The following is a 13158-nucleotide window of genomic DNA, read 5'->3' as shown; positions in this document are numbered from 1 at the left end:
ATACTTTTACAAAGATTGATAAACCACTGTAGCCACGCCTAAAAAACAGCTGATACAAGCTCTTTGAATACATGACCATAAACCTGGCAATACCGGGAAACATCCAAAAAAAGCAAAAAAACATTGAAATTCAATGTTTTTTTGTTTTGGGATTTATGCATACTTATCTTATAAGCGACTAACCGTTAATTGGTATGTTCTGGATACATTACCATTATTAGTAATCGTGTAAGAGTCAGTTGTAGCCTTCATAACAGTAAAGTCGAATTGCGTTCCCGTACCTCCATCAGCACAATTGGTTACATTGGGAAATACTACACTCCATGTTCCCGAAGTATTGGCAGAAGGAGCAATCGGAGCAATAGTGGGATTGCCAATTTTATCTCTTGCGACTCCTGATACATATCCGAGAGACAAGCCATTATATACAAAGGTTGTAATCATAGCTCTTGCACATCCATTTGTAGATTTTACAATGAAAAGACCGGTAGCAATATTCACCGTAGAGGGTACTGTAACTGTTGCACTGGCTCCAGCCGCCACAGTTACAGCTTCGGTATAACTATAAGACGTAGCTACAACATCGCTTGTAGCCAAATCCCTTGTAAGTATATCGAAACTTGAAGGTACTTGTCTGATTAAATTCCGGATTCTAAGGCTTTGATTTTTGGCATCTACATCCAATGATCTTTGTGGGCTGGCATTTCCTATTCCCACATTTCCCGCTGCGGTAACAACAAAGTCATTAGCTTCCTGAGCTGCAGTCGGGGCGCCTGTGACCGCATTGTCTTTTGCTCCGTCAACATGTAAAACTGCCTGAGGGTTAGTTGTACCGATACCAACCTGTGAAAAATAAAGCATTGGTAGGCATAAACAGTAAAATAAAATAGTTTTTCTCATAACTTGATTGGTTTTAAAAGATTAGATATAAATAATTCAATTTTAAGAACCTGATAAAAAACATGATACAATCTTAATCTGTCTGCCTAATGTACTCTTATAAGAATATTCCACTATCGCTAACTCAAAGTTAAAAAAATAAATCAAATGTTTTCAAAATAAATAAGTTATAAATTATTTCAAATAAAATAACCCATCATTTTCATCGTAATTAATCTTATAAAACATTTTTCAAACATCATCCATAATGCGGATTTTGAATATTTTCTATAAATTTTAATTAAATTGTACTTCGAATATGCATAATCTATGATTTTACAAAACATAACAACAGGCTTATTTCTGACCATCACAAGCTTAGCATTTGCACAGAATAGTAAGCAAATGTCTGAGCTAATTCAGAATGAATTTCAGCTCGCAGATAAGCAATACAAGAAGCTAATGAAAAGCATACCACAGGATAAAATGCCTCAATCTTATAATGCGTCTATTGATAAAGTAACCACAAAAGATATTACATGGTGGTGTTCAGGTTTCTATCCCGGATCATTATGGATGATTTATGAACAGACAGGAGATCCTGAGATCAGAAAAGAAGCAGAAAAGAGATTACAGCTGATTGAGCCTAATAAAACATTTACACGAGATCATGATCTAGGCTTTATGATGTTCACCAGCTTCGGCAATGCATACAGAATCACTAAAAATCCTATATATAAAGATATCATTCTTACTTCAGCGGAATCATTATCCACAAGATTCCGGCCGGGAATGCAGGCTATTTTGTCATGGGATAAAATGGCAGACTTTAAAGGTCCTGTTATTATTGACAATATGATGAACCTGGAAATGCTCAATTGGGCAGCCCAAAATGGAGGAAATAAAAAGTTAGAAGAGATTGCAATCGCCCATGCTAATACTACCATGAAAAATCACTTTCGTTCCGATTACAGCTCATATCATGTAATTGATTATAATGTCAATACAGGTGAAGTTTTCGGTAAAAAAACCTTTCAGGGCTATTCAGATGCTTCTGCCTGGGCAAGAGGTCAAGGGTGGGCCTTATATGGCTATACCATGATGTACCGCTTTACTAAAAATAAAGCATATCTTGACCAGGCCAGGCATATCGCAAAATTTATTCTGAATAATCCAAATTTACCGGAGGACAAGATTCCTTTTTGGGATTTCAATGATCCAAAAATTCCTGAAGTTCCCCGTGATGCGTCCGCTGCTGCAATTATCGCATCTGCCTTACTGGAATTAGGACAGTATGTAAAAGCGGATGAAAGAAAAAACTATGTCGACAATGCACGGCAAATGATAGTAAGCTTATCAGGAGATCATTATCAGGCAAAAGCCGGAACGAATGGTGGCTTTCTCCTCATGCATAGTACAGGTGGACTACCACTCCATTCAGAAATCGATGTCCCGTTAATCTATGCTGATTATTATTTTCTGGAAGCATTGAAACGATATAAAGATTGGTATTTACAATAAACCGGAAATTCATGAAATCAACATTATGGGGCTTAGTAATGATACATTGTGTATCTTTCATGCATGCCCAACAATCCATATTATTAAAATTAGAGCTAAAAAACAGTCTTACGATTCCCCGAAATATGGAGTCCGTAGAAATTCCTTTAAAAAAAGTCAGGGTTCTTACCGGTCAAAGTTTTACCATTAATGATGCATCTTCCAAAAAGGAGCTCCCCTATCAGTGGTTGGCCAACGGCGACCTTCTTATTCAAAGCGACTTTAGGGCTGGCGAAATAAAAAAAATAGAGTTTTATAAATCTTCACCACAGCATTTTGAGCCTAAAGTGTACGGAAGATTTGTACCCGAACGTCTTGGAGATTTTGCATGGGAAAACGAGAAGATCGCTTTCCGTATGTATGGAAAAGAACTGGAAAAAGTTCCTGAACAAAACGGTTGGGGAATGGACGCCTGGACAAAAAGAACCAACAAAATGATTATCAACCAATGGTATCAACTCAATAATTACCATCAGGATAATGGAGATGGGTTGGACTTTTTTCAGGTGGGCCATACTTTGGGAGCGGGTGATGTTCTTCCTTTTATAAATAATAATTTTGCCTATCTTGGAAATTATACTTCCTACAAAATCATTGAAGAAGGTCCTCTTCGATTTACATTTGAACTCACTTATCCCCAAGTAAAAATTGACGGCTATGAAATTTCCGCACTCAAAAGGATCAGTCTGGATGCAGGCTCACAACTTAACAAATCTGTCATTAGGTATGAGTTTAAAGGAAAAAAGACCCTCCCTGTTTTTACCGGTATTGTTCATTGGGATGGTAAGGGTCAAAAAATCATCGACCAGGATAATCAGCTGGCTGCTTACTGGCCTGAGAATTCAAAAAACGGAACTGTAGGTAGCGCCATTCTATACCCTCACAGCAATAACCTTATTATTGATAAGAATAAACATCTGGGCTCGGAAACTAATGTAAAAAGCAATCAGGCCGTTACCTTTTATACGGGTGCTGTCTGGGATAAAGCAGGTGAAATTACTTCCGGTAAAAACTGGCTACATTACCTTCAGGAATTTTCTCTCAGATTAAAACATCCTATACAGATAACCCAATAATAAAAACAAAATCCTGATCATGTAATCAGGATTTGTTTGTTTGATCAGTATCAAATACCAATCAAACCATAATTGAGTTATAATGAATGTTTTGGTGTCGGTTGTATAATTAGTTACACATGGTAAGAAACTGATGGCTCATTTGTACCTTGAATCTTGCATCTGATTTCAGCTTATTATAAATAGTCATTTCTGTAGCCTGTACAGCTCTTAATTTCCGATCGATAAATTGAGCGATCTGAACAACAGAAAAAATAAAATCACGATAAACTCCAATATTTACAGTTTGCCCATGGCAAGGAAGGTAAGCCTTTAAAAAAGAAATAGTTTTCTGATGTTGATTGTAATTCACACAATATCCCGCTCCATCTTTAAAAGTAATGATTTCACGACTGTTAATATAATCTAGAACATTTTTATCTTTAGGAGAGATCTCGTTTTTAGCAAAATACCGGTTTATTTTATCAAGAATATGTTGCGCATATTCCATCATTGTTATTGTTCTCCATTCAAATACATGGTTCATTTGCTTTTTATGCTTCTTCTCTGTATCATTTTCACAGTTGGTACAAAAAGATAAGCCAATTTTTTCATGGTATGGGAAAAAGCAATCTTTGATTTGAATAGATGCATCAGCCTGAATCCTGTCATGAGTGAAGTTGTAATACAGATATGGACAATACATATCCACAAGACTTTTCAAAAAATCAGTTTCACTGGTATTCAGATGCTCTTCAAACCACTTTTCAAGATTATTGTAATAATTATTTTCAAACTCTTTATAGCTTAAATAAAAAGGCAATTCCATAGCTTTATATTTTGATAAGACAAAGCTATTTCAGTAAAGCGTCAAAACTTGACGTTTAATATTTTTTTAGTAAAAATTTAAATTTGAAGCAGGATCAATTACAGGCTATAATACGTATGAATCACTTATCATAATTCTTCATGATATACTCAAAATAATGAATCATTTTCATGTAATTTTCAATACTGATATACTCATTAGTACTATGAATGCTTTGTTTTTCAGCATCAGTAATCTTAATAGGCATAAACCTGTAAATATTTTTACTTACAATCTGATATTTATAAGCATCTGTTCCGGCAATGGTAAGATAAGGAGTGACTAAAGAATTAGGATAAACCTCCTTAATCCCCTGTTCAATCACTTTATATGCCCTAACATTCGTCGGTGATATCGCAGAAGCCTCTCTGGTATTGTCAATCTCTTCCACTTCTACATCAAAACCTTTGGTCGCCTGAGCAATATGATCTCTTATATCTTTTACAGAATTGCCTGAAAGTAATCTGAAATTAACCACAAACTCAACTTCGGGGGAAAGTACATTAGTTCCGTCACTCCCTTTCATCATGGTAAGAGCTGTTGTAGAGCGTATCAAAGCATTGGTGGAATTGTTTTTAGCCAACTGTGAAAGCAACACGGATTTTAAAAGCCATTGATTAGAAATAGCCAATCTATTTGCAAATGGCATTGTTCCGCCAATATTATCAAAAAACTCTTTAATAAGAGGAGTGATGGTTGGCTTCATCTGATCTTTTTCCAATCTTTGCATGATAACAGCAGCTTTACCGATGGCACTTTCCATAGGTGGCATTGAGGAATGCCCTCCCAATCCTTTCACTTTTATTTTTGCAGAAAAAAATCCTTTTTCAGCACAACCGATTACGGCAACATCAGAATCTATTCCTTTAATCCCTCCTTTTTCCAGGATCAATCCACCTTCATCATAAACCGCATCAAACGTCAATCCTTTTTTCTTAAAATCCTCGGCGATCTGTTTTGCTCCTTTTCGTCCTCCTACTTCTTCATCAAACCCAAAAGCTAGATAAATGTCGCGTTGAGGAACTGTTCCGCTTTTAATCATATTGGTAAGAGATTCCATCAGGGAAAACAGCATTCCTTTCATATCGATCGCTCCTCTTCCATAAATTCTTCCATTCGCAACCGCCCCGGAAAAAGGGGAAAAATCCCAATCTTCTGCTACTTTGGTTACAGCGGGTAAAGCTTTATCATCGGGTCTGAAAACATTTTGTTCATTATTTTTGATATCAGCATCGCCCGGAGGCACTACATCCATGTGTGATAAAAAAAGGATAGGTTCCAGATTAGGTTTGCTTCCTTTTAATTTAAAAACTAATCCATAGGTATTAACTTCATAGTTTTCTGTGTTTTGATAGACTAAAGGATATGATTTTTTCAGATATTCTTTGAATTGTCCAAATGGAGCATAATCAAAAACATCCAGATCACCCGCTGACACTGTAGGTATTTTAATTCCACCTGAGAACCTTTGGATGGCAGAATCATTTTTAACCCATTTTGTTTCCGGAACAGAACTTAGATTATTTTTTTTAAACGGATACGTAAATGTCTTGATCAGCAATACCGCAACGATCACCACGACAATGACTGCAATTGCTAAAAGGAATTTTTTCATGATCTTTTGTTTTGTGATAGCTTTTTCAATAAATATAACAAAGATATTCCTATTAAAAAAACTCAAAACAGAATATGGATATGAAGTAGATGTTTTTTTACGCAGGATTAAATGCCGAGAAACTATTTTTACTATCTAGTTCCTGTTTTCTTTTGCGGATAAAATCCGTTGGTCGGATCCCATTAATTTCATAAAATAAATCTGAAAAATTCTGTCTGGATGCGATACCACACTCCTTTGCTAAAGTTTCTATGCGGTACTTAAGATATTCTTTGTTCTCAAATAGAAGTGCTGTTATGTAATTGATCCGGAGCTCGCTTAGATATTTATTGAAATTAACTCCTTTACAATCATTGATCACCTGAGAAAGATAATTTGAATTGGTTCCCAACTGCCCGGCCAGTTTGTGAATGGTAAGACCTTTTTGAGTATATTCTTTTTTTGCTTCAAATATTTTCAGCTTGGTGAGAAGCTCTTCTACCTTATTTTCATCTAATCCGGTTTTCTTTTCCTCAGCATCTATATTCAACAATGATTTTTCAGGTACTGAATTTTGATGTAAACTGAATTTTTCCTCCAAAAGGATATATTTCTGCTGAATGTCCTTTTCTCTTCTATATCTTATGACAAGAAGGATGGTAAGTATAATCGCCAGAACAATTAAACTTACTATAATAATATTGCCCCAGGAATTGGCTTTCTCCAGTTTACTTTTTTCTTCAAGCAAAGTCCTGGTATCAAATTCTTTATGAATTTTACTCGACAAATAAATAAAATCCTTCGAAATAATACTGTCTGCTTTTAAAAGCTGACCGGTAAAATATAATTGCTCGCCTTGATTCCCTTCTTCCTTATAATGCTTGATCAGGATTTCATAATTTTCTCTAAGATCAGGAAGAATAAATTGATGTTTTTGAAATATAGAATCAACTTTCCTAAAATACACAATAGACTCTGTATCCTTTTTTAATCCGGCTAAACTTTTCCCTATATAAAAATATCCTACGGATAGTCGTGCAAAATCACCGCTTTTCTTCATAGGAAAAACCGACTGTTTCAAATCATCGACAGCCGTTATATAATCTTTTCTGTCAAATTCCGATATTCCTTTTGCAAGCTGAAAATAGCCTTTCTCCTGCGAGTATTCACCATTGGCACCTACCTGCTGTAATCCAGTGTGGATAGCCTTATCTGCCTGATCCGGCTTATGTAAATTACGGTAGCAGATAATCAATTGATGTAAGCTGTTGAGATAACCCTTTTTATTGTTATACACTTCATTAGGATGCAATCCGGATTTTGATTTCGGTCCGTAATAGGCGATACATTGTTCAAATAATTTTGAGGCCTCCTCATAATATCCTAAATAACTTTTTACAACACCTATATGATACAGATTCTGATATTTCAGGAAATCATTTTTCGTATCCTTCGAATATTCGTAAGCGAGCAGATATTCATTCAATGCTGCCTGGAACCTTTTGTAATGATAGTAATAAACAACCCCTTTTTCTAGATAAGCAGTACTTATGAGATCTTTATCTCCGGATTGCTGAGCAGCCCATACCGTGCTGTCTGCATAAATAAGCTTCTGTTCGTTGGAAGAGGAATAGAATACTCCATCCTTATATCCCTGAACAAGCTTTTCAAAATTCTTTTCCTTTTTAGCTTTATTAATATAAGGTTGAATATATGGAAACGCCTGAGTGTTATTTTCTTCGAAGTTTTCGTATTTCAACCGGAGTTTATAATAGTCACTGTATCCTTCCTGAGAAAAGGATAATTTAAAAATTACTAAGACGAGTATAAAAAGCAGTTTTTTTATCACTTCGAATATTTAACAAACCATATTTATAAACCAAAAATACATAAAATCATTTAATTCCTATTAAACAATTATGATTTAATCCCCTTGGTTTTCGACACATTAAAACTTTAAATAAACAATTGAAAATCAAATATTTAACATTGTCCTTATTTATGAATTAGGACGTCTTAATTGCCGAATAGAGACAACAAGTACTTTTTTTTATCATTTTATGCCTATAATTTCGGACTCAGAATTCTGAATGATAAACCTGGCCGGGATAACCTTTTAACTCTGAAATTTTATGAAAAAGATTATCTCATTAAAAACCTTTCCATTAATAATTGCTATGGCAGTTTGTATGACTTTAGGAGCTTGCAGACAGGATGATGAAAACGACTTTCAAATGGCAAAGAATAATGCCACTGGGCTTAAAATTGCTAGTGACAAGCAATCAAAGACGGTAGAAGGAAAACTGGTTGCAAAAACAGATCCTCCTGTAAAAAACGGAACACACTGGAAAACACAACCATAACAGGAAGAAAGCATTCCTGAATGTTGATTACAACGAACTAACAACCATGTTTATATATAATTTAGTTGCAAATTGCAGGTAAATTCCAAAGGGCCCGGCATATTACAGGGCCCTTTTTAATGGAAATTTAATTGATATTTTAAACAAAAAAGAGGCTGTCTGACGACAGCCCCCCTTCTATTAAAAAAACATTAAAGATTTATAATCACTTCCAGCCTCCGCCTAAGCTCTTATAAATATCAACAACTGTACTCAGCTGTTTTTCTTTTGCTTCTACCAATTCCATTTTGGCATCTAAAGCATCTCTTTGATTTAATAATACTTCAAGATAGTCTGCTCTTGAATTTCTGAACAATTGATTGGCAATATCAATAGATTGATCTAGTGCATGGGTTTCCTCAGACTTCAGCTTATAATACTGATCAATATTCTTAACTTTCGACATCAGATTAGCAACATCCAGATATGCATTCAGAATAGTTTTATCATATTCATACAATGCTTGTATCTGTTTTGCATCAGCAGTCTGGAAATTAGCTTTAATCGCAGTTTTATTAATCAGAGGCCCTGCTACTTCTCCTACCAGATTATAAGCGATAGACTCGGGCATTTTTACCAGATAAGAAGGTTTGAAAGCTTCCAGTCCAAGCGCTGCAGAGATCTCAAGGGAAGGATAAAATTCTTTTCGCGCAGCTTCCACATCCAGTTTTGCAGATTTTAATTCCAATTCAGCCTGTTTGATATCTGGGCGATTGGCTAATAATTGCGATGGAATACCGGTGTAAACGGTCTGAGGAATTGTAGACATAAAGCTTTCCTTAGTTCTTACAATCGGCTGTGGAAATCTTCCTAAAAGAGCATTTATCTCATTTTCCTTTTCAGTGATCTGTTGTCGGATTGTATATTCCGTTGCCTTGGACTTAGCCAATTCTGCTTCAAATTTCTTTACAGCCAGTTCTGTTGCCGCAGCAGCCTCCTTCTGGATTTTAGAAATCTCCAACGCCTTATCCTGCAGCTTGATGTACTGCTGAATAATATCCAACTGGTTGTCAAGTGAAAGCAATTCATAATAATTGTCCGCCACTTCTTCAATAAGGCTGGAAAGAACAAAATTCTTTCCTTCTACTGTAGACAGATAATGGGCTACAGCAGATTCTTTTTCTGTTCGTAGTTTTTTCCAGATATCAATCTCCCAGTTTGCCATTAATCCTCCTTCAAAATTACCCAGTGGATCAGGCATTTCTCTTCCGGGTTCAATCTCCGTAGTTGCATCTCCTGCTCCTTCACTGGTATAACGTCCGGATTTTTTCAACCCCGCTCCCAGTTTTGCCTCTACTGTAGGACTCAATTTACCTTTCTTGTAAAGAACTCCGCTTTTTGCGATTTCAATTTCCTGTAAGGTAATCATCAGCTCCTGATTATTTTTCAGGGCGGTTTCAATCAGCACTACAAGATTTGGGTCAGTAAAAAACTGCCTCCATGGAGTTGTCCCACTGTTGGTATTAGCATCCTGCTGATCATTTTCTCCAAAGTTCTGAGGTACATTTTCTTTTACCTCGTCTTTTATAACAGTCGCCATAGGTGCTTTACAACTTGATAAAACAAGGGATAATGCTATGGCTGTAAGTATTGATTTAGTCTTCAAATTTTCCATCATGTTCGTAAGGTTCAGTTTGTTCTGTTAAAGGATTTTCTTCCTCATATCTTGCCAGCCTGGACTTTTCAGCAATCGTTCCGAAAATATAGTATAATCCAGGAATAATCATTAATCCAAAAATGGTCCCTATCAGCATTCCTCCTGCTGCTGCAGTTCCGATTGTTCTGTTTCCGACTGCTCCCGGTCCCGTTGCCATTACCAACGGAATCAATCCGGCAATAAACGCAAATGAGGTCATCAGGATAGGACGGAAACGGATTGTTGCTCCCTCGATAGCAGCTTTCACTACAGAGATTCCTTCTTCTGCCTTTTTCTGTACGGCAAATTCCACAATCAATACGGCATTTTTCCCTAAGAGACCAATAAGCATTACCATTGCCACCTGAGCATAGATGTTATTTTCCAACCCTAATAGTTTCAGGCATAAAAATGCTCCAAATATCCCTGTAGGAAGAGAAAGAATTACCGGCAAAGGAAGAATGAAACTTTCATATTGTGCAGAAAGAATAAGATATACAAATCCAAGACATACAAGAAAAATAAATATGGCTTCATTTCCACGGCTTACTTCATCTTTGGAGATACCTGCCCAGTCGATTCCAAATCCTCTCGGTAGAGTTTTATCTGCAACCTCCTGAATGGCTTTGATCGCCTGTCCACTACTGTATCCCGGTGCTGGGGTTCCACTTACCTCTGAGGAATTATACATATTATGTCTTGTAATCTCAGATAATCCATATACTTTTTCAAGCCTCATGAAATCTGAATATGGAACCATTTGCTCCTTATCGTTTTTAACATATAGCTTCAATAAATCAGTTGGTAATGCACGATATTGCGGCCCTGCCTGAACGATTACCTTATAAGGTCTGTCAAAACGAATAAAACTGGTTTCATAGTTCGAACCAATCAATGTTGATAAATTATCCATTGCATTGGCAATAGTCACTCCTTTTTGCTCCGCCAGGTCATTATCAACCCTCAACATATATTGCGGGAAACTTGCCGAGTAAAAGGTAAACGCTGATCCAAGTTCAGGACGTTTTTTTAGCTCTTTAACGAAGTCATTACTTACTTGCTCCATTTTATGGTAATCCCCGCTACCCGCTTTATCTAAGAGACGAAGCTCAAAACCTCCGGCAGCACCATATCCCGGAATAGAAGGCGGTTGAAAAAACTCAATATTGGCACCCGGAATATTTTTGGCTTTTTCTTCTAGTTTCTCAATGATTTCTGCGGCAGATTCTTTACGATCTTCCCAGCTTTTGAGGTTGATAAGACAGGTTCCGGAGTTAGATCCTGTTCCTTCTGTTAGAATTTCATAACCAGCAAGGGAAGAAACAGACTGTACTCCATCAATATCTTCCGATTCTCTTAAAAGTTCTTTTGCTATCTGATTTGTTCTTTCCAAAGTAGATCCCGGAGGAGTCTGAATAATAGCATAGATCATCCCCTGGTCTTCACTAGGAATAAACCCTGATGGAAGTGAATTGCTTAAAAAGAATGTACATAAACAAAAAGCTAACAACAAAGGAAGCGTAAACATCTTTTTCGTTACGGTCTTATTCAGTAACTTTTCATATTTCCCGGCTCCTTTAGTAAATAACCCATTAAATTTATCCAGGAATATCGTAATCGGAGTTCTTCTTTTTGCCTTTCCGTGATTATTCTTTAAAATTAAAGCACATAAAGCCGGAGTCAGTGTCAATGCCACAACCCCTGAAAGTATAATTGCAGAAGCCATCGTAATAGAGAACTGACGATAGAAAACACCTACAGGTCCTGACATGAATGCAATAGGAATAAATACAGACGCCATTACCAAAGTGATTGCTATAATCGCTCCACTGATCTCATGCATCGCCTCTTCCGTTGCTTTTAATGGTGAAAGATTTTTTTCTTCCATTTTGGCGTGGACGGCTTCAATAACCACAATGGCATCATCCACAACTACACCGATCGCCATTACAAGCGCAAAAAGTGAAATCATATTCAATGTGATCCCAAATGCAGACATTACGGCAAATGTTCCTACCAATGACACCGGAACCGCTAAGGCCGGAATCAATGTTGAACGCCAATCACCAAGGAAAAGAAACACCACAATCGCCACAAGGATAAAAGCTTCAAATAAGGTATGAACCACTTTTTCAATCGAAGCATCCAGGAACCTGGATACGTCATAACTGATGTCATAATGCATTCCTTTAGGGAAAGAAGTTTTCTGAAGATCAGCCATCAGGTTTTTTACATTCTTAATAACATCACTTGCGTTGGATCCGTAAGATTGCTTCACTGTAATTGCCGCGGAAGGTTTACCATTCAATGTTGAATAAATATCATACATTGAACTTCCGAATTCAATATCGGCTACATCTTTCAGTCTTACAAACTCCCCGGCTGACTTTGCCTTAAGGATAATGTTTCCATAGTCTTTTTCACTATTAAAACGACCAGGATATTTTAGAATATATTCAAATGATTGAGAACGTTTTCCCGAACTTTCTCCGGTTTTCCCCGGTGAAGCCTCTAAACTCTGCTCATTCAAAGCTTCCATTACTTCGTCTGCTGAAATATCGTAGGCTGTTAATCTGTCCGGTTTTAGCCAGACACGCATCGCATATTCCCGGGTTCCCAGGATATCAGCGAAACCAACGCCACTTACCCTTCTCAATTCAGACATTACATTGATGTCCGCATAGTTAAACAGAAACTTCTGGTCAGCTTTGGGATCATCACTATAGAGGTTGATATACATCAACATGTTAGGCTCTTCACGTGTGATCTTCACCCCCTCTCGGACAACCAATGGAGGAAGTTTGTTAACCACTGAAGATACCCGGTTCTGAACGTTTACTGCTGCAACGTTCGGATCAGTTCCCAAATCAAATACAACCTGGATGGAGGCTTCTCCGTCGTTTCCAGCGTCAGAAGTCATATACTTCATCCCCGGAACACCATTGAGTCCTCTTTCCAGTGGAATAACTACAGATTTAATTAACAGTTCATTGTTTGCTCCCGGATATTCCGCAGTAATATTTACTTTAGGCGGAGAAATGGACGGGAACTGTGTTATGGGCAGCTTAACAAGTGATAAAACTCCCATAAACACAATAATCAATGAGATTACGATAGACAGAACAGGTCTGCGAATGAATTTCTTAAACATACAGCTTCATTTT

General features: G+C 36.9%; 9 protein-coding genes. 3 read left to right on the top strand and 6 right to left on the bottom strand.

Going from position 1 to position 13158, the window contains the following annotated elements; genetic code table 11:
- Positions 1-168: 168 nt before the first annotated feature.
- Positions 169-900, bottom strand: a complete 732-nt coding sequence (locus MTQ00_RS20225; protein ID WP_273650787.1) for a hypothetical protein — start codon at positions 898-900, stop codon at positions 169-171.
- A 309-nt stretch (positions 901-1209) separates the two neighbouring features.
- On the opposite strand from MTQ00_RS20225, the gene MTQ00_RS20220 reads away from it, so the two are divergent.
- Positions 1210-2400: a glycoside hydrolase family 88 protein gene (locus tag MTQ00_RS20220; protein WP_273650786.1), complete on the top strand. Its 1191-nt coding sequence runs from the start codon at positions 1210-1212 to the stop codon at positions 2398-2400.
- Between the two features lie 11 nt (positions 2401-2411).
- Positions 2412-3515: a DUF4861 family protein gene (locus MTQ00_RS20215; RefSeq protein WP_273650785.1), complete on the top strand. Its 1104-nt coding sequence runs from the start codon at positions 2412-2414 to the stop codon at positions 3513-3515.
- 109 nt (positions 3516-3624) lie between these two features.
- On the opposite strand, the gene MTQ00_RS20210 is transcribed toward MTQ00_RS20215, so the two are convergent.
- The 3 genes from MTQ00_RS20210 to MTQ00_RS20200 all read right to left on the bottom strand — a co-directional run bounded on the left by MTQ00_RS20210 (position 3625) and on the right by MTQ00_RS20200 (position 7805).
- Positions 3625-4323 carry a hypothetical protein gene (locus MTQ00_RS20210; protein ID WP_172283902.1) on the bottom strand — a complete coding sequence of 233 codons (699 nt, stop codon included), beginning with the start codon at positions 4321-4323 and terminating at the stop codon, positions 3625-3627.
- Between the two features lie 121 nt (positions 4324-4444).
- Entirely contained in the window at positions 4445-5977 is a 1533-nt protein-coding gene (locus tag MTQ00_RS20205; protein WP_273650784.1) for a M20/M25/M40 family metallo-hydrolase, read from the bottom strand.
- 97 nt (positions 5978-6074) lie between these two features.
- Entirely contained in the window at positions 6075-7805 is a 1731-nt protein-coding gene (locus MTQ00_RS20200) for a helix-turn-helix domain-containing protein (protein ID WP_273650783.1), read from the bottom strand.
- A gap of 283 nt (positions 7806-8088) precedes the next feature.
- Here MTQ00_RS20200 and MTQ00_RS20195 point away from each other — a divergent pair, with 283 nt between their 5' ends.
- Positions 8089-8319, top strand: coding sequence for a hypothetical protein (locus tag MTQ00_RS20195; RefSeq protein WP_172283897.1), 231 nt, complete (start codon positions 8089-8091; stop codon positions 8317-8319).
- A 205-nt stretch (positions 8320-8524) separates the two neighbouring features.
- Here MTQ00_RS20195 and MTQ00_RS20190 read toward each other — a convergent pair whose 3' ends face one another.
- Positions 8525-9973 (bottom strand): TolC family protein, encoded by a 1449-nt coding sequence (locus MTQ00_RS20190; protein ID WP_273651082.1) that lies wholly within the window; start codon positions 9971-9973, stop codon positions 8525-8527.
- A complete protein-coding gene (locus tag MTQ00_RS20185) occupies positions 9954-13145 on the bottom strand; it encodes an efflux RND transporter permease subunit (protein ID WP_273650782.1) in 3192 nt (1063 codons plus the stop codon). The genes MTQ00_RS20190 and MTQ00_RS20185 overlap by 20 nt, the downstream gene beginning before the upstream one ends.
- Positions 13146-13158 lie beyond the last annotated feature (13 nt).

This window comes from Chryseobacterium sp. B21-037 (assembly GCF_028570785.1).
In the GTDB taxonomy this organism is placed as follows: Bacteria; Bacteroidota; Bacteroidia; order Flavobacteriales; family Weeksellaceae; genus Chryseobacterium; species Chryseobacterium proteolyticum.
The sequence above is the reverse complement of the archived record's forward strand: the minus strand, read 5'-3'. Positions and strand labels throughout refer to the sequence as shown.